21 protein-coding genes and 1 pseudogene are annotated in these 26412 nt (G+C 52.4%); 16 read left to right on the forward strand and 6 right to left on the reverse strand.

Features of this window, described 5'->3' with window-relative positions:
• Nucleotide 1 precedes the first annotated feature (1 nt).
• Nucleotides 2-391 carry a hypothetical protein gene (locus HCX89_RS11180; protein WP_071239079.1) on the forward strand — a complete coding sequence of 130 codons (390 nt, stop codon included), beginning with the start codon at nucleotides 2-4 and terminating at the stop codon, nucleotides 389-391.
• A 112-nt stretch (nucleotides 392-503) separates the two neighbouring features.
• Here the strand turns inward: HCX89_RS11180 and HCX89_RS11185 are convergent.
• Nucleotides 504-701: pseudogene (locus HCX89_RS11185) on the reverse strand (helix-turn-helix domain-containing protein); the annotation flags it as partial.
• 233 nt (nucleotides 702-934) lie between these two features.
• Between HCX89_RS11185 and HCX89_RS11190 the strand changes: the two are divergent.
• From HCX89_RS11190 to HCX89_RS11200, 3 genes are all read left to right on the forward strand, one after another.
• Complete coding sequence (locus HCX89_RS11190; protein WP_071239078.1) at nucleotides 935-1354, forward strand: deaminase domain-containing protein; 420 nt, start codon at nucleotides 935-937, stop codon at nucleotides 1352-1354.
• A gap of 2 nt (nucleotides 1355-1356) precedes the next feature.
• The gene (locus tag HCX89_RS11195; protein ID WP_071239077.1) at nucleotides 1357-1689 is read left to right on the forward strand and encodes an Imm3 family immunity protein; all 333 of its coding nucleotides are present in this window, start codon (nucleotides 1357-1359) and stop codon (nucleotides 1687-1689) included.
• A gap of 100 nt (nucleotides 1690-1789) precedes the next feature.
• The gene (locus HCX89_RS11200; RefSeq protein WP_167716076.1) at nucleotides 1790-2779 is read left to right on the forward strand and encodes a transposase; all 990 of its coding nucleotides are present in this window, start codon (nucleotides 1790-1792) and stop codon (nucleotides 2777-2779) included.
• A gap of 229 nt (nucleotides 2780-3008) precedes the next feature.
• Here HCX89_RS11200 and HCX89_RS11205 read toward each other — a convergent pair whose 3' ends face one another.
• Nucleotides 3009-3383, reverse strand: coding sequence for a transposase (locus tag HCX89_RS11205; protein WP_217351532.1), 375 nt, complete (start codon nucleotides 3381-3383; stop codon nucleotides 3009-3011).
• Nucleotides 3384-3894: 511 nt separating this feature from the next.
• On the opposite strand from HCX89_RS11205, the gene HCX89_RS11210 reads away from it, so the two are divergent.
• The 7 genes from HCX89_RS11210 to HCX89_RS11240 all read left to right on the forward strand — a co-directional run bounded on the left by HCX89_RS11210 (nucleotide 3895) and on the right by HCX89_RS11240 (nucleotide 11836).
• On the forward strand, nucleotides 3895-4092 hold the full coding sequence (locus HCX89_RS11210) for a YheV family putative zinc ribbon protein (protein ID WP_025890053.1): 198 nt from the start codon (nucleotides 3895-3897) through the stop codon (nucleotides 4090-4092).
• Between the two features lie 173 nt (nucleotides 4093-4265).
• Nucleotides 4266-7937 (forward strand): ATP-binding protein, encoded by a 3672-nt coding sequence (locus tag HCX89_RS11215; RefSeq protein ID WP_144216742.1) that lies wholly within the window; start codon nucleotides 4266-4268, stop codon nucleotides 7935-7937.
• Entirely contained in the window at nucleotides 7937-8587 is a 651-nt protein-coding gene (locus tag HCX89_RS11220; RefSeq protein ID WP_167716078.1) for a hypothetical protein, read from the forward strand. The genes HCX89_RS11215 and HCX89_RS11220 overlap by 1 nt, the downstream gene beginning before the upstream one ends.
• A complete protein-coding gene (locus tag HCX89_RS11225; RefSeq protein ID WP_025011290.1) occupies nucleotides 8584-9804 on the forward strand; it encodes a hypothetical protein in 1221 nt (406 codons plus the stop codon). The genes HCX89_RS11220 and HCX89_RS11225 overlap by 4 nt, the downstream gene beginning before the upstream one ends.
• A 274-nt stretch (nucleotides 9805-10078) precedes the next feature.
• Nucleotides 10079-11221 carry a transglutaminase-like domain-containing protein gene (locus HCX89_RS11230; protein WP_167716080.1) on the forward strand — a complete coding sequence of 381 codons (1143 nt, stop codon included), beginning with the start codon at nucleotides 10079-10081 and terminating at the stop codon, nucleotides 11219-11221.
• Nucleotides 11222-11237: 16 nt separating this feature from the next.
• Nucleotides 11238-11555 carry a mercuric transporter MerT family protein gene (locus HCX89_RS11235; protein WP_037437323.1) on the forward strand — a complete coding sequence of 106 codons (318 nt, stop codon included), beginning with the start codon at nucleotides 11238-11240 and terminating at the stop codon, nucleotides 11553-11555.
• On the forward strand, nucleotides 11552-11836 hold the full coding sequence (locus HCX89_RS11240; RefSeq protein ID WP_025011288.1) for a heavy-metal-associated domain-containing protein: 285 nt from the start codon (nucleotides 11552-11554) through the stop codon (nucleotides 11834-11836). The genes HCX89_RS11235 and HCX89_RS11240 overlap by 4 nt, the downstream gene beginning before the upstream one ends.
• A gap of 109 nt (nucleotides 11837-11945) precedes the next feature.
• Here HCX89_RS11240 and HCX89_RS11245 read toward each other — a convergent pair whose 3' ends face one another.
• Nucleotides 11946-12365 carry an HPP family protein gene (locus HCX89_RS11245; RefSeq protein WP_025890050.1) on the reverse strand — a complete coding sequence of 140 codons (420 nt, stop codon included), beginning with the start codon at nucleotides 12363-12365 and terminating at the stop codon, nucleotides 11946-11948.
• 247 nt (nucleotides 12366-12612) lie between these two features.
• Here HCX89_RS11245 and HCX89_RS11250 point away from each other — a divergent pair, with 247 nt between their 5' ends.
• The 5 genes from HCX89_RS11250 (at nucleotide 12613) to fdhE (ending at nucleotide 20530) form a co-directional block, all read left to right on the forward strand.
• Entirely contained in the window at nucleotides 12613-14376 is a 1764-nt protein-coding gene (locus tag HCX89_RS11250; protein WP_062793737.1) for an alkaline phosphatase, read from the forward strand.
• Between the two features lie 706 nt (nucleotides 14377-15082).
• Entirely contained in the window at nucleotides 15083-18100 is a 3018-nt protein-coding gene (gene fdnG, locus HCX89_RS11255; protein ID WP_107110223.1) for a formate dehydrogenase-N subunit alpha, read from the forward strand.
• A gap of 2 nt (nucleotides 18101-18102) precedes the next feature.
• Nucleotides 18103-19008: a formate dehydrogenase subunit beta gene (gene fdxH / locus HCX89_RS11260; RefSeq protein ID WP_093982353.1), complete on the forward strand. Its 906-nt coding sequence runs from the start codon at nucleotides 18103-18105 to the stop codon at nucleotides 19006-19008.
• Complete coding sequence (locus HCX89_RS11265) at nucleotides 19005-19628, forward strand: formate dehydrogenase subunit gamma (RefSeq protein WP_028781091.1); 624 nt, start codon at nucleotides 19005-19007, stop codon at nucleotides 19626-19628. Before fdxH ends, HCX89_RS11265 begins: the two co-directional genes overlap by 4 nt.
• A 2-nt stretch (nucleotides 19629-19630) precedes the next feature.
• Entirely contained in the window at nucleotides 19631-20530 is a 900-nt protein-coding gene (gene fdhE / locus HCX89_RS11270; protein ID WP_107110089.1) for a formate dehydrogenase accessory protein FdhE, read from the forward strand.
• A gap of 149 nt (nucleotides 20531-20679) precedes the next feature.
• Here the strand turns inward: fdhE and HCX89_RS11275 are convergent, their stop codons facing one another.
• Genes HCX89_RS11275 through HCX89_RS11285 form a run of 3 tightly spaced genes read right to left on the reverse strand, consistent with a single transcriptional unit; the run spans nucleotide 20680 to nucleotide 26317 of the window.
• Nucleotides 20680-21225, reverse strand: a complete 546-nt coding sequence (locus tag HCX89_RS11275) for a hypothetical protein (RefSeq protein WP_025011283.1) — start codon at nucleotides 21223-21225, stop codon at nucleotides 20680-20682.
• Between the two features lie 39 nt (nucleotides 21226-21264).
• A complete protein-coding gene (locus HCX89_RS11280; protein WP_025011282.1) occupies nucleotides 21265-22092 on the reverse strand; it encodes a hypothetical protein in 828 nt (275 codons plus the stop codon).
• Nucleotide 22093: 1 nt separating this feature from the next.
• On the reverse strand, nucleotides 22094-26317 hold the full coding sequence (locus HCX89_RS11285) for an ankyrin repeat domain-containing protein (RefSeq protein WP_167716084.1): 4224 nt from the start codon (nucleotides 26315-26317) through the stop codon (nucleotides 22094-22096).
• Nucleotides 26318-26412: the final 95 nt, after the last annotated feature.

Genomic DNA, 26412 nt, shown 5'->3' on the forward strand with positions numbered 1-26412 from the left:
GATGACTATGACTCTCAATTTGGAAGTTGCGAAGGGTGTTAGGCTTCAGGATATAAAAGACGCTTTAATGGGGGTTGAGTATTCTGAATTGTTTGAGACGGAGTCCGAGCTGTCTATAATATTACCTAATACAAATGCGTCCATGTCGGTTAAGACGAATCTTGAAAATTCGACAGTATTAACTGAAGACTTGGAAGATGCAGACTGGTCTGTTGGATTACGAGCATATTTTGATGTTGATGCTACGTTGCCTAACCCATTTGATGATGTGAAGAGAATTGTGTTGAATCTATCAAAGCAAACTTCATTTGAGTTTGCTTTGTCATTTCAATACGAGTCTCTTTATGCTCAGAAAGACTCTAATGGTCTAGAATTGAGTAAAGATTTTTAAATGAGGTGTAAAGCCCTACGTCAAAGGGCAGGGCCAGAGCATACTTTGAACATTATCTAACCAAAGAACACTCTTTCCCGGTAATCATCAAACCAACCGGCCTGCTTTAGTTTGGCAGCATACAGGAACGGCCTTTGGTTGAAGATTCCAGACCCTCAATGCCACATTCAGTGTACCAACTGACCCATCTGTTAATTGAAGTACGCGCCGCCGCTATCAAGCCTGATACTTCAGTAACGGTATGTCCAGATACCAACAAGAGAATGGCATTCAGACGACGGCACTCGTTTTTATCTCTGGTTTTATGCATCTTTTTTTGTATTCAACGTCTCTCAGAGCGGGTTGGTAATGTTAGAATCATGATCTCGGCTCGGTTTGTGTGAGTTGGTTGGTTTGGCGATTGATCAAATCACTTGAATCGAGCCGAGTTCCTTTTATTTTCGAAACTCAGTGATCTACATCTAGGAACGACAAAAAACAGGACAGCCAGATCTTTTTGATGTTTCTTGATAAGACAAAAAACAGGACAGCCAGATCTTTTTGATGTTTCTTCGTGCTGAGCTACTTAAAAAGCTTCAAGGTAGCGGCAATGTTGGAGTCGCTCAGCTTGATATTCCAGGATTGCCAATAGAGTTGAAGGCTCATAGTCGTATTAACTATCCAACCGATAAGGGCGCTGATGGGTTTGTGCATTTAGCTGATGAATCTGATTGGATTTTTAAACCGAAGTCAGTCGATCCCGACAATGTTAGAGTGGGTACGCCAGACGCGTATACAAGACAATGGGATACGGAGTTTAAGATCTTGAACGATGTGGCTTTAAGGCTTGTAAATAATCGAAATGCAACAGGCTCAATAAACCTGTTTACAGAAAGGTTAACTTGTACCAGTTGCACTGATGTTATTTTCGATTTTAAAGATCGTTATCCTAATATTCAGCTAAACGTGTTTGCGGGGGAATAATTATGGAAAAATGGTCATACGAAGAACTTCAAGAATTTATCCATGAGGATATTGAAGAGTTTATGCGCGATGGGCTCGATATTCGACAAGCTTCTTCACGTGTACAGGTTGAGTATGCGAAGTCAATTGAGAGTGGTGAGCTAGAAAAGCTAATTATTTATATGGTTTTGTGTGAAGAAGGCCTAAAGCATGGATTTCTCAGGGATGATATCAAGGAGCAAACTCTAGAATTGTTAGAGCGGATTAATCTTGAACGGTGTGATCAACAACTTAGTGATGATGAACAGTGTAGGTTAAGAGATGATATGAATCGAATATCTTCTCTTCTTGCATAAAGCAAAAAACAGCAAAAACAGGACAGCCATATCTTTTTGATGTTTCGCACAGCCTTGACTAGGCTTTGAAATACCCATCAAAGCTCAGTCGAGGTTGGTTATGACCACTGCCCGTCGCCAGTTGATAGATGCTGAAAGTACGCCCTTTTACCACGTGATTAACCGTTGCGTCAGAAGGGCATTTTTGTGTGGTGAAGATGCACTGTCGGGGCGCAGTTACGAGCATAGACGTGGCTGGATAGTGGATAAAATCAGGCAGTTGTCGTCAATATTCTGCATCGACGTTTGCGCTTATGCGGTTATGAGTAATCACTACCATTTGGTGCTCAACATCGACCTTGCTGCACAACAAGCGTTGTCGCCATTTGAAGTCATTGAGCGTTGGACCGGGCTCTTTAGTGGCAATCCTGTGGCGGCAAAGTTCCTCAAGGGCGATAGTCTCTCAGAAGGCGAGCGAATACTGTTGGATACGCTGATTGGTGATTGGCAGGAACGCCTTGGCAGTATCAGTTGGTTTATGCGTTGTTTAAACGAAGATATCGCCCGCAAGGCCAATCGAGAAGATGGCTGCAAGGGCGTATTCTGGGAAGGACGCTTTAAGTCGCAGGCGCTGCTCGATGAACAGGCGCTGCTGGCCTGCATGATGTACGTGGATTTAAATCCCATTCGCGCAGGTATTGCAGATTCGCTGCAAACTTCTGATTACACATCCATTCAGGAGCGCATAGAAGAAGTTGCCGAGCCTACAACTGCCAACGCTTCACTTAAGCCGCTGCTGCAATTTGATGGTGCAGCCACTGCTGCCGAACAAAGCGGCATTCCATTTCACTTTGCCGACTATCTGGAGCTGATTGATTGGACAGGCCGGGCGGTGCGGGAAGACAAGCGTGGCTTTATTGCCTGTTTCAGGCCCAAACTGCTGCTTGAGCTTGGTATCAGTGACGATGCCTGGATAACTTCCGCCAAGGAGTTTCGCCGTCAGTACAGTGGCATGAGTGGCCGATGGGATGCAATGTGTGCCATGAAGGCCAAATATGGCGGTAAGTGGTGCCGGGGTAAGCAACAAAGCCAAGCAATACATCCCCATTAACCTTAAACCGTTGGTGATTTTGCAAAAACAGGCTTAAGCCTGCCGTTGGCCTGCCTGGCAATCGCAGTTTTTGTATGAAGCACGCAGATTACTCATCTCAGAGAGTCTCATTTCCAAAAATCCGTCGTTATTTATCAGAGACTGACACCCTGCAGTGAGCTTTTCCTTTTCCTTATAGCTCAGAAAGTGTTTAGGATGTCCTATATATCTAGAAAGTGTTTAGGATGTCCTATATATCTCGGTGCAGACACTGAATATCCTGCTGTTCAATAGACTTCTCCGGCACATAGCGCATACCCGGGCGACTGTCAGCTTCGACAATTGCAGCTGCATCATTTTTGTCATTTTTACTGCCCATTCTGAAGGGGGCAACATACTGTGGACTGATTTGTTTAACTTCATGTCCGTATTGTCTGAACTGGCGTGACCAGTAATTTGCACTGCCGCACGCTTCCATCACAATACGGGACGGAGGCTGCTGAACAATAAACGCCGTCAATTTTTCACGGGTGATCATTTTATTCGCTTTCTTCTCACCCTGCGCAGATACGATATTCACCTGAAAAACTCGCTTTGCCAGATCAATTCCGATAATTTGTTCCATGGGACACCTCTTCATATTGCTGTTGGTTTGCACTTACAGCATGGCTCACTGAAGTCTTTGTGGGGAGGTGTCCATTTCATTAGTTCCTAAATTGTAGTGCTTCAGACCTTATCTGACAGCTACTCCTTTTCATCGAGGCCTGTCAGATTAAATTTGAGCTAACCGTTCATCTACAAGAATTGATTTCCCATCAAGTAATGTGTCCATGGGGCGGTCACGATTCTATATCATTAACAGTTAATCCCACTTCATCCCTAATAGATAGGCTCAGAAGAATGTGTGGTTCTATTGGCAGGAAACGAAACTGTACCGAGTTTCACCCTTGAACAGTAACTGCGCATGGCTAAGACAAAGCCAGTAAGCCCGTTTTGCTAACGTCATCATCCGGCACAGGGATCCCCCGCTTTTCCAGCGCCTTGGCGCAAACATTGCCGTAATGCTGTTTAAAATGCGCCACAGCGGCCACAGATATGGCAAAATAGCGCCATTGCTTATCAACTAGACTCAGAAGATGAACAGGATCAAGAAACGCTTTGTGGCCGGTGCCAAATGCCCCAAATGTCAGGCTCAGGACAGCATAGTGCTGTTCAAGGAGAACGGCATAGAAACGGTCGAGTGTGTCGAGTGTGATTACCGCGAGCAGCAGACCGATGACAAGGTCAGCCATAAGGCGACAGGTGAAGTGATAGGCCTGTTCAAACCTGAATAATATTCTTTGAAACCCGCAGCGGATCCCGCTTTCTTTACCGGCCCTTCAATTGCCAAGGGTGGGTCTTTCCATTAATTTAAGGGTTTTGCTGTATTGAGGCGGTTTGCCCGCCTGTTGCCGCGAGTGCCGGGGCCTCTGGCCGTTTGGTGCTTGCTGTCTGCATAAGGATTTATATGCCAAGCTTGATTCGAATAGTGCTGATCGACACCCATCTGCCGGGCGTGGTGGAACTGAAGCTCGATGGCCATACCAATATCTGTGGTACCAACGCCTCGGGTAAGACCACGCTGCAGCGTCTGGTGCCTGTGTTTTATGGTGAATACCCCAGCCGGGTCGTGCCTTCGACCCGTGACAGCTTCGAGCGCTGGTATCTGCCCAGAGAATCCAGCTATATCATTTACGAATACCAAAAGAGTGATGGCTTGCTGTATCAGGCGGTGCTGGCCTCGGCCGGCGACGGCAAAGGGGTCAACTACCGCTTTATCGCCAAGGGATTTGAACTGGAAGACTATATCAAGTCCCAAAACGGCGACACTATTTTGTGCCATACCATGGCCGAACTGGGCCGCGAGATGAAACGCGCCGGAGTGAACCATACCAAGCTTTTGAATACCCGAGAGTTTCGCGCCATCATCCAGAATGATCGCACCTTGCTCAACACAGGCACCAGCCGCACTGAGCTGCGCAGCTATGCCCGTTTGTTCTCTCTGTGCGAGGCCGACCATTCACTGCGCCATATTGAAAAACTGGCCAAGGCGGTGCATTCCAAAGAAGGCAAAATGGAAACGGTCAAGTCGATGATCGCCGCCATTTTGGAAGAGGATGGCGTTAACCCGCCGGCATCAAGGCTCAATCCACAACGAGTCGAGGCCTGGATCCGCGAGAGCCAGCTGATCGCCGGATTTGAGCAGATCCGTCCCGAATTTGACAAGTTGGAGCAGGAGTTCAACGAGCTGCTGTCGGCCGAACTGCGTCTTGGCAGCCTGGCCAAGGGTTATCGCAATGACGAAGTGCTGGAGGCCCAGCGTCAGGAGCAAAATCAGACCCTGTCGCGGGAGCTGAACTTCCGTCTCAAGGCATTGGACGATGAGTGGAAAGAGCAGCGCGATGAGCTTAATCAGGAGCTGTCTGCCGCCAAGGGCGATGTCGCCAAGCTGGAGTATGAACTCGACGCCATCGAAAACCAGCATGCGGCGTTTCTCGATGCCGATATCGAACAGGCCAAGGCCAATCTGGAACAGCTGCCGCTGTGGCGCAGCGATCTTGAGAACCTCAGCGAAAGACACAAGCTGCAGACAGAGAAGCACCAGGACATAGAAGCCGCCTATAACGCCCGCCGCAGCAAGATTGGTGAACAGCTCAACAAGGAGCTGGAAAAGCTGCAGCAGGAGCTGGATAAGCAACGCGAGGCCCGCGACAAGCAGCGTGAAGTGGCCCGGGAAGACTTGGCGCGCCTCGATGCCGAATTCCGTGAGCAGCAGGAAAACGGCAAGGCCAAATTCCAGGAGCAGGAGTACCAGCTCAAGCTCAATGCGGCCGAGCTCAAGCTGCAGGTCGACAGTGTGACTTATACCGAGGAGGAGAAGCTCAGCCTGGCGGTGTTCGACGAGCGTATCGACCGTGCCGATGCCGAGCAGGAGGCCGCCAACGCCAAGGTGGAGCGGCTGATGAGCGAAGAGCGTAAGCAGCGCTCACTCAGAGATCAGGCCAGCGAATCTCTCAGAATTGCCGCGCTCAGAGTCACGGAGCGCCAGGGCGATCTGGACGATCTCAAACACATGCTGTTCCCCCAGTCCCACACCTTGCTGGAGTTTCTGCGAAAAGAAGTGCCGGGTTGGGAGCAGCACCTGGGTAAGGTGGTACATCCCGACTTGCTGCACCGCACTGACTTGCACCCCAATGTCGGCGCCGAAAGCGACAGCCTTTTTGGGATCTCATTGGACCTCAAGGCGCTGGAGATCCCCGAATACGCCAGTTCAGAGCCTGAGCTGAGGGCCAAGCTGGCCAAGGCCGAAGATGCGCTGCAAAACGCCTATGGGCTGCAGGAAGAAGCGGAAGAGCGACTGGTGCAGGCCAACGAAGCACTGGATAAACTGAACCGCGAGCTGACCTTTGCCCGCACGGCATACAAGAATTTGCGTGACGATTTGCGGCGTCTGTTCGAGGAGCGCCGCACTGTGCAGGAGCAGATCAACAAGGCGTTGGCTGAGCGTAAGGCGCAGGCCGGTAAACGCCTGACGCTGCTGGATCAGGAGATGAAACAGCTGCGCAACCAGCACCTGGAATGGCTGGAGGAACTCAAAGAGCAGGCACTGGATGCCAGAATGGAAAAGAATGCCTACTGGCAGGAAGTGGTCGGCGCGCTGGAACAGCACCTGGAGCAGCTCAAGGAGAGCATCAATCAGCGCCGCAGTCGTGCCAAAGAGGAACAAAAAGCCTGCGAGCAGTGGTACAAGAACGAGCTTAAGTCCCGTGGGGTGGATGAAGACAAAATTCTCGCCCTCAAGCGGGAGATCCGTGAGCTGGAAGGTGCCATTGCCGCTGCCGAGCAGCGCCGCAGTGAAGTGCTGCGCTATGACGACTGGTATCAGCATACCTGGCTGGTGCGTAAACCCAAGTTGGTGACCGACTTGGGCGAAGTCAAGCGCGCCGCCTCCGAGTTGGATCAGCAGCTGAAGAGCAAGGCCAACGAAGTCAAACATGCCCGCCAGCAACTGGAGCTACAAAGGCGCCAGTCCGATGCCGCTCAGGTAGAGGCCTCGGAAAACCTCACCAAGTTGCGCGCCTTGCTGCGTAAGCTGGCCGAGCTGAAATTGCCGCGCAACGATGAAGAGCCCCAGGGCAGCTTGGGTGAACGTCTGCGTCAGGGCGAGGAGCTGTTGCTCAAGCGCGAGCATCTGCTGGGTTCGGTCAGGCAGTATGTGGATCATTTCGATCAGGTGATTGCCAGCAAGTCAGGCTCCAGCCTATCCGAGTTCTGGGAAAAGGCCCGTGAAGAGTCCAGCTCAGTCAATGACAAGGGCATACGCCTGCTGGATTACCGCAAGTTGGTGCCGCATCTGGCCCAACTGCTCAATGTGATGGTGCCGCAGTCGATTACCGCATTGCGTGAACAGGGCCGAATCTTCGGTGTCGACCTGACCGCCTTCTACGATGTCTTGGCCGATATCGACCGCCGTATTGCCTCCCAAAGTGCCCGTATTACCCGCGAAGTCGGGGAGGAGCTGTTCCTCGATGGCGTCTCTGAATCTGCGGTCAGGATCCGCTCGCGGATCAGCGAACTGGAGTTCTGGCCTGAGCTAGAGCTGTTCGTCAAGGCGTTCCGTGCCTGGAAGGCCGAAGGCTTCACCGGCCTGCCGGATGAGCACTATACCAACAGCATGCGCCGGGCACTGGATATCATAGGCCGCTCGGCCCTGACCGGCGGCATCGCCAAGCTGCTGGAGATTGAGCTGCGCCTCAAGGAGGGCAACTCGGATCTGGTGATCCGCACCGACCGTCAGCTCAACGAGTCATCCAGTCATGGTATGGCTTATCTGATCCTCTGTAAGTTCCTGCTGGCCTTTACCCGATTGCTGCGGGGCAAGGCGGATGTCACTGTGCACTGGCCGATTGATGAGCTGGGCACCTTGCACCACGCTAACGTGAAGAAGATCTTCGATGCCTGTGAAAACAACAATATCAGCGTGTTGGGTGCTTTCCCCAACCCTGAGTCCGAGGTACTGAATTTGTTTGCCAACCGCTACATCATCAACAAGCAGACCAAGCGACTGCAGGTGGTTAAACCCAAGGTCGATCCCATAGCGCAAAAGCTCTCTGAGCGCTTGGCCAAGGAGGCGGTGTAATGAGCGAACTGCAAAGCACTATCGTCGGCTCAGGTGCCCTGATTGAACGTCTGCTCAAGGGTGAATTTATCTGCCGCACCACGGATGAGGAAGGTTGGCGTTCACTCAAGAGTCCGGCCACCCGTGACAGAGTCGAGGCCTATCTCAACCAAATCAACCGCACTGTGGCCCAGGCCGCCGAGGGCGAAGTCTTCTTCTGCGGTTATCTGCAGTTGGGAGAGGACGAGCGCAAAGTGATTTCGGCGCAGTTTCGCGATATCTGCCAGGCGTTGATCCCCATGGTGGAATGGCTGGTGTTGGTGCAGGAAGCCAGCGGCCAGGACGCGCCCCTGACCGAAGGCGCGGCGGTGCGGCTCACCGAATTGCAGAGCCGCATTGAGGATACGCCGGCGTTTCGCGAGCAACTGGCCAAGCTGAGCCAGTATCGCTTGTTCGGCTCCAGCTCAAGCAGTGTCGATGGTCAGATCAAACTGGTTTTCAAGCGTTTGCAGGAGCTGGGCTATCTGGTGCGGCCGAATCCGGAAAAACAGATCTATATCGCCACCGGCAAGCTGGATTACCTCTACGAAGTGATCCGCTTTATCGATGAAACCGAGGGCCTCAGTCTGGAGGCTCAGGCTGAAACCGCCACCCAGAGGGAGCTGATATGAGCAGCAACCTGCATCAGGCCGGGGTCAAGCTGCTGAGGCTGCTTGGGCGTAACGCCGAACTGGTGATGGACGCCTATCTCTCCGGTAGCTTGGACGAGACCCGGCAGGAACCTGCGCTGCTGAAGAAGCTTACCGACAACGGTATTCTTTGGCGTCCCGAGCCGGACGAACCGCTCAGATTGTCGCGTAATGTCAGGGCCCTGCTGGAAGAGGGCCTCAAGGATGAGCGTAACCGCCAGATCAACGCCAACGTCGGTTCGGCCCTGGCCACCATCAAGACCTTGGCCAATCACTACCGTGAGGCGCGCGCCAGTGTGGATTACAGCGCCGCCGAAGCCTATCTGGCGGACTTGACCGAACACGTATTCAGCTTCACCGAGAGCCTGCGTTACTCCATTCGTGTGCTCTGGGGCCGGATCAATAACGAGTTCGGTTATGTGGGTTCAATTAACGCCAAGATCCGTGAAAACGAGCTGGCCCAGAGCCAGGTATCAGAACTGCTTAACGGCCTGGAGCTGTTTGAGTTTACCGAGCTTGGCGAAATTGCCGGTGATATCCGTGAGCTGCGCCGCCTGCTGGTGACCATGTTGCAGGACACTCTCAGTGATTGCACCCAGGAGCTGAGCGTGGTGCAGGGGCGTCTACTGGAATTGCTGGGACGATTCAGGCAGATCCGCGGTCGTACCCGTTTGCTCAAAGGCTGGTTGCTGTATACAGATTTGCACCCAGACTACCAGGTGGCCGACCATGTGGCGCACAAGCAGGTGCCTGTGCTGTTCAATCATGCTGAGGCCTTGCTGGCACCGGCATCTGTGGATGTGAACAACAGCGGTCAGGAACTGCAACTGATGGAGATGGTGGCCCGTATCAAGGCTATCAGTCGTGACCATCTGCCAAAGAGGTTGCAGGAGCACGATGTGCCGGTTGCGGTTAATCCTCAGGAAGACTTTGATATTCCTGATAACCCGCTCAAAGAGGCGGTAGATGAGTACTTCTGCGCCGTCATTGACTCGGGCCGCAACACTTCGGCGCTGGAATATCTGCAGCAGCAACAGCTGTCCTGGGATCCGGAAAGCTGGCTCTATCAGGTGATAGGTGGCTTCGAGGGGCTCAGTGAAGAGCACAAACGCTTCTTTGCCCTGGAGCCTTTGGGTGAACCCCATCCGCTTTATTCGGGTAACTTCATTATCCGCGACGTGGAAGTGGGGCTGAGATAAGCCCAGGTAAGAATGTGATCCGGCGCCGGTTTTTCCGTCTGCCATACCAGCTTTACATTGGTAAACGTAAGGCGAGACAAGATGACCAATATGGTTGTTTTGTCTCGCAAACTTGTTAATTTTTCTTACTATTCCACCTCGCTGGTGACTCTGGCTGCACTGACCCTGTGTCTGCGGCTTTGTTGCGGTGCCAGGGGTCGCCACTTATAATGCTTCGGCCCGCCAGCGGGCACCTCATTGACTCGTCTGTTAATCAAACGTAAGGAATCGAATAATGCAAAGACGCAATTTTTTAAAAACTGCGGCTATTTTGTCGACGGCCGGTATCATCAGCCCTGTGATGGCGGCCACATCGAAGACCAAGGCCGTCGAGCATTATTCCGCCGACGGCCGCAGACATTTCACTCTGACTCAAGATTACCAACTGATCGCACCCGAGGGCTCAGAGGGCGTGGTCAAGTTGTGGATCCCGCTGGTGGAAGACACCCAGTTTCAGCAGCTACGCAAGCTGAACTTCAAAGGCAATTTCCAGGACGCCTATATCACTGCCGATAACAGCTATGGCGCCAAGACTCTGTTTGCCACCTGGCCTGATGCCAAAGGCAAGATGGAGCTGCAGTTGGTGATGGAGCTGGAAACCCTCGACTGGGAACCGCTGAAAAACGGCGAGTTAGAGCATTATCGCGCCCCAAAAACTATCCAGTACCCGGTAGATGTGGAGCGCTATCTGCTGCCCACCAAACATATGCCCATTGATGGCATAGTGAAGCAGACTTCAGACAAGATTGTTGGCAAGGAAACCGACCCGCTGAAAAAGGCCCGCCTCATCTACAACTGGGTCAGCGCCAATATGTTCCGCGACAACGATATTATCGGTTGCGGTACGGGTGATGTGGCCACTATTCTCGAGAGCGGCAAACTGGGTGGCAAGTGTACTGATATCAACTCGGTATTTGTGGCCTTGGCTCGCGCCGCCGGCATACCTGCCCGGGAGATGTTCGGGATCCGTGTTGGACAGGCTATTAAGATGGGCAAATACTCCAAGAAAGCCTTCGGCAGCAGTGATGCCAACGGCCTGGCCAAGGTCAGTGGTGGTCAGCACTGCCGTGCCATGTTCTATCTGGCGGGTTACGGCTGGTTGCCGGCCGACCCTGCGGATGTGACCAAGATGCGTTTGACCGAGAACAAGCAACACCAGGATCCCGATGTGCAGGCGGTCAACGACTATCTGTTCGGTAACTGGGAAATGAACTGGGTTGGTTTCAACTTCGGTCGTGACTTTGATCTGGCGCCCATGGCCGAGCAGACGCCGCTGAACAACTTTGGCTATCCTTATGCCGAAGTGGATGGCGACCCTGTGAACTACTATGACCCTAAAGTTTTCGCCTATGATTTCCAGTCAACAGAACAGCTCTAAGGGGTTTTTGGCGACACTGGCGGCTGCAGTTGTTGCCGCTGTCGCCTCCAGTCTGTGCTGTATTGGGCCGCTGATCTATCTGGTTTTTGGGGTATCGGCGGCCTCGCTGTCGGGCATTGAACAGCTGGGCTGGCTGCAAGTGCCCATGCTGGCGCTGTCGACTCTGTTGATCCTGCTGGGCTTTTGGCGTTTGTATTTTTCCAAAAGGCCTCTGTGCACCGCGACCATGAGCCGCACCAGAATGTTGCTGCTCTACTGGCTGGCAGTGCCTGTGGTATTGGCGTTTCAGCTTTACCCTTTTGTATTACCTTGGCTGTTAGAGGTGTTTGAATGAGAAGCTTGTTACTGGTTTTACTGCTGCTGTGCACGCCGTTTGCCTGGGCGGGGAATCTGGTGGTCACCCTGGATGTTAAAGGCATGACCTGCCCTTTGTGTGTCACGGTAATCAACAAGGCGCTGCGCAAGACAGAGGGCGTGATTAAGGCCAAGTCCTCGCTCAAGACCCAGCAGGCCAGAGTGATAGTGCCTGAAGGTTTTGATATGGATGCGCTGATAAAGGCGGTGGATGAAACCGGCTATAAGGGCAGTATCAATAAGATAGAGCCAGAGGCCTAAGGACTAAGAATTAAGACCTAAGACCCGGTTCATTCAATAGGTTCAGCTTGCGCCAAAAGCAAAAGCTCTGTCCAAAAAAGCGTGCTCTAAGCACGCTTTTTTGATGGGTTCAAGCCTTGAGCAATTCCCGACACAGTTTGACAAAGTCAGAAGAGGTGACTATGCCCTGCACCTTGTTGTGCTCGTCCACCACAGGCAGGCAGCCATGCTTGTTGGCGATAAAATAATCCACCACTTGGGTCAGAGGTGCATCGGCCTTGAGTGGTTCAAAGTCGGTTTCAATCAGATCGGCTATCAGGGTACCGCGTTCTTTTCGTTCCAGCGCCCCCTGACCGTAGCGGGTCAGCAGATTGACTACAGTGGCAATCATCTTTTTATGAGTGAGTATCCCTACCAGAGTGCCGCTGGCTTCTGATATCACCGGCAGATGGCGCACGCCCCGGGAATGCATCAGTTGGTGGGCGTCCTTGACGCTGGCGCCGTCACTGATACACACCACCTGGGTACTCATGATGTCTTTGACTTTCATTGTCTTGTTCCTTCACCTGAGCCCTGAGAGGGCTAATTCTCTGTCCTGTAAGGCATTTTGCCCCCTGTTACCGCGGGCTGCAAGTGCCTTGGCCTAAAGCGGACGTCATTTTGTTTAACCGACTGAATTCGTTTGAATATCAACAGATGTTTACCTGGTTGTCACAATTGTGTAATAGTTTGACTTCACAATCTGGACATCCGACCTCATACCAGCATTATGAAGCGTTTTTAAAGGAATAATAACAATGACCCGCAACTTCTCCCGTCGTGACTTTCTTGCCCTCTCAGCCAAAGGTGTTGGCGCTGCCGTACTTTCATATGGCCTGATGGGCTGCTCCAGTGACAATGATGACAATACTGTCGCCGCCGATTTTCTTCATGGTGTCGCCAGTGGTGATCCCACTCAGGATGCCGTGATTATCTGGACCCGGGTAACACCGCAAACGGCGGGGGATGTCAGAGTATCCTGGCAGGTGTCCCGTGATGGTGCCTTCAGCGACTTGGTGACCACAGGTGAAATGGTGACCAATGCCGAGCGTGACTACACGGTTAAAGTCGATGCCATAGGGCTGGAGAGCGGCAGCCGCTACTTCTATCGTTTTATGACGGGTGACAAGACATCCACAGTCGGTATGACCAAGACCCTGCCCGAGGGCGCGGTCGATTCGGTCAAACTGGCGGTTATGTCCTGCGCCAATTTCCCGGCCGGTTACTTCAATGTCTATGAATTGGCGGCGCAGCGGGACGATCTCGACGCCATGCTGCACTTGGGCGACTATATCTATGAATATGGCCGTGGTGGTTATGCCAGTGAACATGCCGCCGAGCTGGGCCGTGAGGTACTACCCGCGGGAGAGTTGCTGTCCTTGAGCGATTACCGTACCCGCTATGGCCAGTATCGCGGCGATGCCAGTTTGCAGAAGCTGCACGCCAAGCTGCCGTTTATTACCGTCTGGGACGATCACGAAGTGGCCAACGACACCTGGAAGGATGGTGCCGAAAACCATAACCAAGGGGAAGGGGACTTCGACGCCCGGAAACAGGCGGCATTGCAGGCTTACTTCGAATGGCTGCCTATCCGCCCATGGCGCGAGGGCAATCATGAAGAGATCTACCGCAGTTTCAGCTTCGGCGATCTGCTGGATCTGCATATGCTGGATACCCGGGTGTTGGCCCGTGACAAACAGTTGGACTATGGCAACTATCTGGATCCGGCTACCGGCGCTTTCAACGATCAGCAGTTTCTCGCCGACGTGACCGACACTCAGCGTACGCTTCTGGGCCAGACCCAACTGCTGTGGTTGCAGGGAAAACTGTTGCAATCCAGCGCCAAGTGGCAGCTTTTGGGGCAGCAGATACTGATGGGGCGGATGATGTTGCCGGCGGCGATAGCCACTCAGCAGCTGTCTATTCCGCAGTTTGCCGAGTTGGCGGCATTGGCGCAGCTGGCGGCTCGCGCTCAGGCCGGCGATCCGACACTGACCCAAGCGGAACTGACCTATCTGGCGGCCAACCAGGCCAAACTGACGCCGGAAGTGCTGGCACTTTTGCAACTGCCATCGATCCCCTACAACCTGGATGCCTGGGATGGCTATGCCTATGAGCGTGAAGTCGTGCTGGCCACTGCCCGGGCCTCGGGTAAAAACCTGGTGGTGATTGCCGGTGATACCCACAATGCCTGGGCCAATGATCTCAAGGACAAAGATGGCAACATGGTTGGGGTTGAGTTTGCCACCAGTTCGGTTTCCTCCCCTGGGCTTGAGTATTACCTCAACCTGCCTTCAGAGCAGATCCCGGCGACAGAGGCGGCCGTTGTAGGGCTGGTGGATGACCTTAAATACGCCAACCTGTTGAACCGGGGTTATATGACGCTGACCTTCAGCAGCGAAGAGGTGGTCAGCGAGTGGTTCTATGTGGATAGCATTCTGAGCAAAGATTTCACTGAAGCAGAGGGGCGGCGTGCCATTGCCCGTTCTTTGGATGGAAAGCCGGGGATCTTGCTTGGCTGACAAGTGCTTCAGGCATAGATAGTTTCAGACATGCCTGAGGCGTTTGCACCTTTTTGGATGAGTTGGGTTTGAAATAGGTGCCAAACGAAAACTTAAAGTCATACCTGAAAAAAGGACAGTCCAAGAACTGTCCTTTTTCGATTCAAAATATGGCCAGAATCTTTAAATCATTTCAGTCTGCCAGGTTCATTTATCAGTGCTTTCTTGCCAGCCAATTTACCAAGTATCACCATGTGCTTAATTAGCAGTTCTCTGCTGTTTGATGCGAATTTCCCCTCTCTAATGAAATTAAAGATCCTTGAAGTGAGAAATAGGTCACAAATAAGCTTTTGCTGATTTAGCTCTATTAACAGACTCTATATTGATTAATTGGTGATGTATGTCACGCTAATTAATTGCTTCACTATCAAAGTTATACATTATGGTCATTTTGACCAGACAATTTGACCAATGGTTATTTGGGGTTAAATTCTGTTTATTTGTGTCTTTAAATGTACTTTTAGTTTTTAATTCTTTTTCATAAATTAATTTTGGTTTTAATTTCTGTTGCTGCGATAGTGTGTTGCTGATCACATGTCTTTATTTGTTATTTATTGTCATTTCTTAGGATACTCCTGCTGTGAGTAAGGACTTTACCTGACTCGAGTCTGTGGCACCCATGCCGCAGTTGGAAATTGCACATAACAAGAGAGTGTGTGAAATGACAATGAACAGACGACAGTTTTTCAAACTCTGTGCTGCCGGAGCTGCAACATCTGCAATCTCTGCACTGGGATTGATGTCTGAAAAGGCATTTGCTGCGGTCAGACAATTCAAACTGCTCAGGGCGAAAGAGACGCGCAATAACTGCTGCTATTGTTCAGTAGGTTGTGGCTTGTTGATGTACAGCCAAAGCAGTAATGGCAAGAATGCCGAGCAGCACATCTTCCACATCGAAGGTGATGCCGATAACCCAATCAATCGCGGTGCCTTGTGTCCCAAGGGGGCCGGGTTGGTGGATTACGTGAACAGTCCTCATCGACTGAAATACCCTGAAGTCAGGGTTCCCGGCAGTGATAAATGGCAACGTATCAGTTGGGAGGAAGCGTTTAAACGCATCGCTCGCTTGGTCAAGGATGAGCGTGACGCGAACCTGGTTGAGAAAAACGCCAAGGGCCAAACTGTAAACCGTTTGACCAGTCTGGGGATGATGACCTCATCGGCACAGGCCAACGAAGGTTGCTTCATGACCCATAAATTTGGTCGTGCCATAGGCATGCTGGGCCTGGATAACATTGCCAGGGTATGCCATGCGCCGACACCGGCCGCCATGGCACCGACCTTTGGCCGCGGAGCCATGACCAACCACTGGGCCGATATGAAAAATACCGATCTGGCGATTGTCATGGGGGGAAATGCGGCTGAAGCACACCCGGTTGGCTTTGGTTGGGTAACCGAGGCGATGGAGCACAATAATGCGCGCTTGATTGTGGTAGACCCTCGCTTTAACCGCAGCGCTGCTGTGGCCGATACCTATGCTCCATTGCGATCAGGTACAGACATTACCTTCTTGCTTGGGGTCATCCGTTATCTGCTCAGCACCAATCAAATCAACCTTGAGTATGTTAAAGCCTATACCAATGCCCCGTTTATCGTGCGTGAAGACTTTGACTTCAACGAGGGGCTATTCAGTGGTTTTGATGAAACGGCCAACACCTATGACAAGTCTTCCTGGTTCTATGAATTGGATGATGAAGGTTACGCTAAAGTCGATCCAAATATGCAGCATCCCCGCTGTGTATTGAACCTGTTGAAAAAGCACGTTGAACGCTACGACCCGGATACGGTTTCGAGTATCACAGGTACCCCCAAAGAAGCCTATTTGGATGTATGCAAACAGCTTGGGGCTACCCATGTCGACAACAAAGCGGCCACCTTCCTGTATGCGCTTGGCTGGACGCAACACAGTGTCGGCGCGCAGAACATTCGTACCATGGCGATGATCCAGTTGCTGCTGGGTAACATGGGGATCATGGGCGGTGGGGTCAACGCGCTGCGTGGTCACTCAAACGTGCAGGGGGCTACTGACTTGGCGTTGTTGTGCCAAGGTCTGCCTGGTTATCTGAAACTGCCACAGGATCAGGATATTAATCTTGAAGCCTACTTGAACCATTACACGCCCAAACCGCTGCGTCCCAATTCAACCAATTACTGGCATAACTACCCGGCCTTTACTGTGTCGCTGCTGAAATCTTTCTACGGCGATTACGCCACGGCTGAAAACGATTACGGCTATGACTGGTTGCCCAAATGGGATCAACAGTACGATATCAACAAACAGATAGACATGATGGTTCACGGTGAAGTGAATGGATACTTTATTCAAGGTATCAATACCCTGAACTCTCAACCAGATAAACAGAAAGTATCCAAAGGTTTATCAAACCTGAAGTTTCTGGTCATTCTGGATGCCTTGGCGAATGAAACTTCAAGTTTCTGGCGTAATGCTGGGCAGTTCAACGATGTTGATACCGCCAATATTCAAACCGAAGTATTCCGTCTGCCAACCACCTGTTTTGCCGAAGAAAGCGGCTCTATTGCCAATTCCAGCCGTTGGCTGCAATGGCACTTTAAAGGTGCCAATCCACCGGGAGAAGCCCTGTCGGATCCTGCCATTCTCTCCGGCATCATGCTGGAACTGAAACGCTTGTATCGTGAAGAAGGCGGCCGTTTGCCAGAGCCTATAGCAGCAATCAAATGGGATTATGCCATCGAACATGAGCCAAGTTCGGAAGAGCTGGCGAAAGAGATGAACGGCTACGATCTTAAAACCGGCAAGCTGCTGAACAGTTTCACTGAATTGAAAGCCGACGGCTCAACGTCCTGCGGTATCTGGATCTACTCAGGTCAGTGGACAGAGCGGGGCAACATGATGGCCCGCCGCGACAACAGTGACCCATCGGGTAAGGGGATAACGCCCAACTGGTCATTTGCATGGCCTGCCAACCGCCGCATTCTGTACAACCGTGCTTCATGCGATGTGCAAGGAAAGCCAAGGGATCCCAGCCGCGTATTGCTCGAGTACAAAGACGGTAAGTGGCAAGGCATAGATGTGCCTGACTTCAATGCCAAGTTGAATGCTCAGGATTCGGCACACCCATTCATCATGCAGGCCGATGGGGTGGGGCACTTGTTTGCACTGCGCGATTTGAAAGATGGTCCTTTCCCTGAACACTACGAACCCTTTGAATCACCGCTGGCGAGCAACCCCTTGCATCCCAAAGTCACCAATAACCCAGTGGCCCGTATGTTCCAGGGAATGCGTGAAACCTTCGGGACCAATGAAGAGTTCCCATATGTAGGCACAACCTACTCAATGACAGAGCACTTCAACAACTGGACGACTCACTGCCGTTTGGCGGCCATTACCCAGCCACAACACTTTATCGAAATCGATGAAACCCTGGCGGCTCAGAAGGGTATTGCCAATGGGGATTGGGTGAAAGTGACCTCCAAACGATCCCATATCATCACCAAGGCTTATGTGACCAAGCGTCTGCAACCCATGATGGTACAAGGTAAAGCTGTGCACACCATAGGTATTCCACGCCATGGCAGTTATGAAGCACTGACGCAAAAGAGCTATATCGTCAATGAGCTGACTTCTGCAGTGGGGGATGCCAATACGCAAACTCCTGAATATAAAGCATTCCTTGTGAATATTTCTAAAGCGGAGGGCTTTTGATTATGGCTTCTCAGGATATTATTCGCCGCTCGGGTACCGCAGATATCACTCCGGCCGCTCATGCCCGCATCGGCGCGGTACAACAAGTGACCAAGCTATTTGACGCGACCAAATGTACCGGCTGTAAGGCTTGTCAGGTTGCCTGTTCAGAGTGGAACGACCTGCGTGAAGACGTTGGTACTTTCCAGGGCAGTTATCAGAATCCTATGACCCTGTCTCCGGACAGCTGGAACATAATGCAATATCACGAAGTTGTGGATGACAACCAACTGCGTTGGCAGTTTACCCATACCGCCTGTATGCATTGTGCCGACCCGGCTTGTTTGAAAGCTTGCTCAACCGCCGGGGCCATAGTGCAGCACGCCAACGGCACTGTGGACTTTGATTCTGACAAGTGTATCGGCTGTGGTTATTGTGCCAGCGCTTGTCCATTCAATGTGCCCAAAGTGAGCGCAAAGGATAACAAGGCCTATAAGTGTACTCTGTGTTCAGACCGGCTCGCCGTGGGTTTGGAGCCGTCATGCGTGAAGACCTGTACCACAGGGGCTCTGCGATTTGGAACCCGCGAAGACATGTTGTTCTACGCAGAAAAGCGGGTCGCACAGTTGAAAGAGCGGGGTTATGCCAACGCCGGCCTGTACAACCCTGAAGGGGTTGGCGGCAGTCACTACATGATGATTCTGCACAATATCAATAAGCCGGAAACCTATGGCATGCCGATAGAACCCCGGGTACCGATTGCAACCGAAATCCGCCAGGACTGGTTGAAGCCTTTGGGCGCTGCCGGCCTGTTGGCCACAGCGGGTATTGCCTTGCTGCACAGGATTACCGTGGGTCGCAATATCGTTGAGGAAGATCAGCCCGGATATGCAGAGCCTGTCACCGAAGCAGAGGAGGAAAAACAATGAGTAACCAGCCGATGATTGTTCGTCATAAGCTCATTGACCGGATCTGCCATTGGGTCATTGTCTTTGTGGGCCTGGTCACCTTCCTGACCGGGTTTGCCTTCTTCTTTCCATCGTTTCAGTGGCTGAGTGGCATAGTGGGTACGCCACAACTGGCGAAAGTGATGCATCCCTTCTTTGGCATAGCTATGTGTGTGCTGCTGGCAGTGATGCTGCTGCGCTACTACAACCACAACAAATGGAACCGGTATGATCTGCCGTGGATGAAGGCCATTGTGTGGGTTTTGCTTCAGAAAGAGGAAAACATTCCTCCAGTTGGTCATTACAACCCTGGCCAAAAGATGTTGTTCCGCTCGTTTGTGGTTTTCGTGTTGGCGTTTATCGTCACCGGCTTCATGATGTGGCAGCCCTACTTTGCTCCTATGTTCTCTGCCGAAGCGGTGAACTGGGCCACCTTGATCCACTCGGCCTGCGGCATCCTGATGCTTATAGCCTTGGTGGTGCATGTATGGATGGCTTGTTGGATTGAAGGTTCTATCACTGGCATGTTGTACGGCAAAGTGTCGAAGGCCTGGGCCCGCAAACACCATCCGGCCATGTTGAACGAACACGAGGATAACTGACCATGAGTCTTGCCGGCGAAATCCCATCAAGTTTTACCGACAGCTCCCCTTTGGCTTTGAAAGTGCTGATCACGGCCGATCCCAAAGAGGTTTACCTACGCCGCGCGGAGCGCTTGGCCGAGCTTGCCAAGGATTCTTCGCTGGAAGATTATTTGGCGCTGTGTCGCTCCATGGTGTTGGTGCAGCATAAGCTATGCGACACCCTAATGGGGCCGGCACCGGATATCGACACCGGCGCCACTATGCCACTGCGCGGGATCCAGAAAAATGGTTACTGGATAGCACTGTTGCAACAACTGCTCAGTGAATTGCTGGATACTGTGCCTGCCAATGTGGTGCAAGTGATACGGCAGTTGATGCGTCAAACACCCGAGCAACTGCAACAGTGGGCGGGCAGCCTGTTGGATGGCCGATTCAGCCAGGTACCGGCAGAATACCGCTTGTTTTTGTGGGCTGCGTTATCTGTTTATTGGAGTCATTGGGCAGCGGCCGTAGCCAGCCGTATGGATACCACTGAGATTAAACAGCAATCCATGTGTCCTGTGTGTGGCAGTCATCCGGTAGCCAGTGTGGTGGTTGATAAACCCCGTGAAGGCCTGCGTTATTTGCACTGCAGTTTGTGTGAAACACAATGGCATTTTATTCGGGCGCATTGCAGCAGTTGCAATCAAGCAAAAGAGATGAGTTTGTGGTCGTTTGACAAATATCAGACGCCGGTTCGCATTGAAAGCTGCGATGATTGCCACGGCTACAGCAAGATGCTGTTTATGAACCTAGATCCCTGGATGGATGCGGTTGCGGACGATATTGCCTCTATGGCTTTGGATGCCAAGTTAAACGCAAAAGGCTTTCATGCTACTACGGTAAATCCGTTTTTGCTGGCAGATGAGCTCTCTGATTAGTTTGGTTATTGGTGTGAATGGCTAAAAACGCGAACTAAGCTCATAGCAACAAGGACAGCTCAGGGCTGAGACACAACAGCTCAGGGCTGTCCTTGTTTTTTTAGTTCTTGCTCTTTGACGCCTGCCGGCTCAGAAGGTTGTTTTCCTGCTCAGGGATGCTGCCGATGGAATTGATATCTGGCCTGATGGAACTCATCCGGGCTGTCCGGCGCTTCGCTCTCGCAGTAGTCGCTCAAGTGGGCTTGGCTCAGTTGCCATCCTGCCCGCTCGGCGATTTCCCGCAGTTCATCCAAGAGTGCTTCTTCCATGTCGAAATGCAATGCCTGCAGCATACTCGTGCCCCAGAGGCTGAAGCAGCCGTCATTGCTGTATTTGACCAGCGGGCTCTCGGCTATCGGGCGCTTGGCTTCACCGCGCCAGTAACCCAGGTACTCACCATCGGGCAGTTCGGCCACAAAGGCGATGTGCTTGCAGGTATCACTTATGGCTTTAACGTTGGCGGCTATTTCGGGGTCGGCCCAGTCATCTTCATTCAGGTAACTGGTATCCTCCCACGGCGCCCAATCTTCATCTTCAGGAAAGCGGACGAACAGCTCGCTTTCAAGCCAGTCTCGGCAATGTTTAAGCAGGAAGGCCAAATCTTCGGGGCAAGCTTCATTGCCCAGTCTGTGACTGGATATAAAGGTTGTAGGCATAGGTCCCTCTTGGTTGGTGTAAGTTATTGATGGTCAAATTCAATTTTCTTGGCGGTTTTGCGGCAGTGGCCTGAAGACCAGAGAGGGAAAGGCCCGGCTCAGAAGCTCGCTGTCCAAAGACAGCGTTTGGGGCACTATTCCCTGTGTTTCCGGCTGCAGCTTGCCAAACTTCCTTGGTCGATAAATTTTGAGGCAAGCCCGCGCCTCAAACAGTTGATATGGCGCCAGAGCCGAATTTAATTTGCGCTCCTTGAGGCCCAATTTGAGGCGGACATTGTCCCCGAGCCGCTCAGGCAGCAAGGTCGGCGCCAACTCGCTTGCCAAGTTGGCTTGCCGCTCCTTGGGTATCAAATAAGCACAGCAATCTGGGTTATCCAGCAGTAGACGGGTCAAGCGTTGCAGCCAAGGTGTCAGGGTCTCGCTCCCTTCCGGTGGCATCACCAGCAAGAGTTGCTGCTGGTGGAGCTCGTTGGCGCGAAGATGACGAAACAGCCACAGTGGGCCGCCGAGCAGATCGGACAGCTCTTTGAGCCTCGCCCGCTCGGCTTGGGCCTGCTGCCGCTGTTTTGCCCGCGCCTGCGACAAGCGCTCAACCGATATCTCTTCGCGTTTAAGCTGGTACAGATTCAGGTATTCACCCAGAGTTTGGCTGTAGAGCTCCAGATTGTAGCGCCCCTTACGGGGCACCAACTCGCCGCCGACAGAAAAGGGGCGGCAGTCACTCACTCTGAGGTCGGCGCCGAAATGGCGCCGACAAATCCAGGTGGCTTTGAGCCCTGCCAGTTTGGCCGGCAAGTAGTAGCGTGCAACTACCGGTAGGCTAAGCAACATCAGCAGGGCATACAGTAGCCAGTTGATGGCCTTCAAGTCAGGCCTCGGTCGGTAGATGCTGGCGTACGGCCATTACCTGTTGCATGAAGCTCTGCTCTGTGTGGAACAGTTGCCGCAGCAGTTGACGGAAGTTTTTCACCAGCTCATGTTTGACCCCGGGTTCATCCTCAAGCACCACCCGGAAGTAGTTGCCTATGGCCTCAAAGGAGATGAGATCTGTCTGTTCGCCAAATTGGCTTTGGCAGATGGCCTGGATGATCCTGCTCCAGTCTTCGGCGTTCATCTCCAGTGGCAGCAGGCTTTGCACGCTGGCGGCCAGCTGTTTCATAGTGGTCGAGTCCAGCTTGAAGATCACGTTGACAAAACCGAAGTTGGCCATGATCTGGTACAGATCGCGAAGATCCAATGGTACGGCCTCATCAGGGGCTTGTGCAGAATCTTCTGTGGTCTTGTCCTCGGCTGAAGTTGCGGCGCTGGCGGCTTGCCATTCAATCTCATGCTGTACTTCCTCGAGGGCGCCCAGCACAGCTCTCGGGGTGGCAAACAGTTCACGGAACAACTGCCCCAAGGCCTGCATCTGAGTCAGGCTTGATACCTTGGCGGGCTCTACCTCGAAGACACATAGACCTTCATCATCCTTGGCCTGCAGCGCTTGCGCCAGCTCAGGTGCTCTTTGATTGAACACGGCACAGATAAAGCGTTGCCAGTTGACGGGGTTATTCATATTGGCACCAGGGCACTGGGCCTCTATGGCCGCGCCCAGGGCGCGGGTTTCCTCAAATGCCAGATCCAGACTAAAGCTGATACCCTGCAAGGTAACCGATTGGCGGATGATGCGACGGAATTTGAGCCGGGTTTCGTTATCTTTAAAGGTAACACTTGGCTCAATTTCGGCGCCCGGCGCCTGAGGTGTTTGAGATGGCTGTGGTTTTGGCTGCTGAAGCTCCGCCAGTTTGGCCGCTGCCTGCGCCGGGCAAACCGGTGGCCGCATGGCTTCAAGGTCTGCAATCGCCGAGACTATGACGTCATCACCATAGTAACGGGCAATTATTTGCAGATATTGTCTGGCCTTTTCACCATGCATCAACAGAAAGCCCAATGGATTCATGCCATCGGCATCCGGGGTTTGCGGTTTGACAAAGCCTATGCTGCCCGAGGATTCAGACTTGAGATTCGGATCCAGCATCCAGGGATCGGCCCCCAGTTCCAGCAAACACTCGAAGATCCCGGGGCGATCGGCGAAGGCGGCCTCGAGCAAGGGATGGCTACGCCCGGGCGTCAGTTGATTGATCTTGGCTCCCTGTTGCACCAGTTGAGTGACCAGCCCCTTCTTGCTGGCTTCGACAGAAGAGTGGGCATCGTAACAGTACTGGCTGGTGATGGCCGCCAGCAGTGGGGTGTCGCCCAAAGGCGAGACAGCATTGATATTGGCCCCGCGGCTCAACAAAAGGTCGATACAGGATTGAATACCAAAGGTGCAGGCCGTCATCAGCGGCGTTGCCCTGGAGTCGGGATCCGGATCCAGTACCTCTATGTCCATTCCGAGATCCAACAGGGCAGCCACAGTCTTGGCGCGATCGATTGGATTGATGTCCGAATAGTTGGACAAACATTTGTGCATGGCATTGGAATGATCGAAGCCGCCGACATGATGAATGTCAGCACCGTGCTCGGCAAACCAGCGCAGCAGTTCCGGGCGTCCCGGCATGGCGGCGGCAAAGATCAGGTTATTGCCCAGATTGTTGACTTCATGGATGTTGAATCCGGTTCTTTGCCACAGATAGCGGACAAACTTGAGACTGGTTTCTTCGTTGATAATAGAATGATATCTCTGAACCGTGCTCATCACCCCGGATTCGTGGAACTGTCCCACGGGCACTGTCGGGTCGACACCATAGTCGATCAGCAGATCAAACATCGGGCGGCAGTATTCAAAGTCGTTTTCCGCATCGTAGAGAATGCAGGAGAAAATATGGGTGATATCCGGTTTGGTTGGCGTGCGCTCCACATCCAGGGAGTAGGGCTGATCCACAGCGGCTCCCGCCTCCAGCAGAATTTCCACCGCACTGAGATAGAGTTGTTTGTGTTGTTTGAGCTTGGCGTAGCGAAAACAGAGGAAATACAACAGGCTCCAACGACAGGCATCATTGCCATCCAAACAGAGGCGATCCAGATCCTGTTCGCGCTCTATCAGAAGCCGGAATAGTTCCAGGCCGTCCTCTTCAAGCTCCCACAGTACATCTTCGGTCAGCCAACGTACCTCGGTCCAGGCGCGCATAGTCGGGAAACGTTGCAACAGATATTGCGCCAAAGACCAGCGTTTCTTATGCAGTGCCAGGGTAATTGCCGTTGCCGGGGCTTTGTGGTTGCCGGAGAAGCTCTGATGCACATCGGCCAGTTCAAAATCCGGGAACAGGGCAACGATATCGCCCACAAGTTGTGGACTTTGCAGTGAGTGTATCGCCCAGGCGACCGCATCGGCCGGGATCTGGAATTGCTGTCTCAGCTGCAACAGGCGCCGTATTACAGGCTCGTTGCGGGTGCGTATCGCCAGCTCCAGCAGTGAACCTCCGTCATATTGCCGTTGCAGATCCAATCCCAGACGCAGCAAGAGTTCAAAAATGGCTTCGCGATCCTGAGAGGTTTCCTCGGGTTTGTTGGCGAAACAGTGGAAATAACCTGAGACCATCTCCTCTGTGACTTCAACCTGGGTATCACTCAAGGCAATTAAGGTTTCCAGCGTGGCCAGGTCACTGCAGTATTCGAACGCCCAGTTAAGGGTATTTGGGCTCAAGGGCGGCTGGAAACCTTCGCCCAGCATCTGCTGCACAAACTCATGATCTCTGCGAAGCAAGGCGATATCCAGAGCGGTCCATGCGGAATCTGTCTGTAGCAGGCTGCTGAGCCCTGCCTCCTGCAGCATGCTGAACATGGCACGCTTTTGCGCCGGGTTGGGCTTAACCCTGAGATGGCTTGGATAGAAATGGCTTACCCACATTTCATCATCCATACGGCAGTTTTCATTCACCGGCTCGCCGCGCAGAGCAAAGTTGGGGTTGATGCCACCTTGCAACAATACCTTGAGCAGTTCGAGCCTGGCCTGGCTGATAGTCAGAAACAGGGCACTGCGATTCTCAACGGGATCCACGGCGCCGTGGCGCAGCAACAGGGCGACTTCATCCAGTCTGTCCTGCTCCATGGAACACAAGGCATAAAGAGGCGTGCAGAAGAGTTCGGTGCCACCGGCCGTGGTGAAAGCGAATGCCTGGTTGACATCGGCGCCCTTGGCAATGGCCAACTCGGCAAATCGGCAGCGTTGGCTGGATGACAGGTTGGTGTGACACAGGATAGGGCCGATAACCGACTTGCCAGTGAAATCTGCTTGGGTTGTCAGATAACGCTCAACCTCGGCGGCATCGGCAGAAAACAGATCCAGGCTGTCATCCAGTACCAGACGGGACTGCAGCTTCTCCTTGTTCAGCAGCATGCGCGCCACTTCCGGCTGATGGTGGCTGATATCCGCTCCCAGTTCTACCAGGCGAGTCAACAATAGGCGTTGACCATTCTTTATCGTCATCGCCAGCAAGGTGTTACCAGAGTAACGTCGCTCTAAGTCACAGTCGTATTGCTGTTCAGTTAACATATTGAAAATGGAGAGTATTTTCAGTTCTGGCATGGGAGAGTTGAACAGCTGAAACAGCAGTGAATCACAATATTCGCGCTCTTCACTGCCTTGATATTCAATGCCGTGAGACAGCAGTAACTGCACAGTTTGTTGCTCCAGCGCCGGGTTACGACTGAAGCAGTGCCAGAAGAAACATTCATCATCCAAAAGCGGCAGTTGCTGTTCCAACACCGCCTTGACCATACGATAGTCACCGCGGCAGGTGGCCAATGACAAGAGGTTAAATTCACCCTGCCACAGTATATTGAGATTAACCTCTTGCTCGCTGAGCATCTGCACCATCTCTGCCGAGCGCAGCGCTCGTTGCAGCAGATGATTGGGTTTACGCTCTTTATCCAACAAGTGACGAATACCGGCGCCCAGTTTTAATAGGTGCTGGACGACTCTGTCAAACTTGGGATCGGCCTGTTCCAGCACAAAGTCCAGTGGCCTGCATTGGCGAAGTCCGTCCTGAACCAGGCTGTGATCGACATTGTCTGTGCTGACAATTTGGCTGATAGCCACCAGATCCTGGTTGAGAATGTGATCCTTGAGCGCACCGCCTAAGCTGCGGCTGTCTTCCGTGAAATGTTCCATTGATTAGTCTCTTGATGTTGTAACTGCATCACCGCCTTGCGGGCGTGATTACACTAAAGGGTCTAAGTCCATTGATAAACCGGACAAAAGGGACA

It is taken from the genome of Shewanella sp. Iso12, from assembly GCF_012030025.1.
GTDB lineage: Bacteria > Pseudomonadota > Gammaproteobacteria > Enterobacterales > Shewanellaceae > Shewanella > Shewanella algae.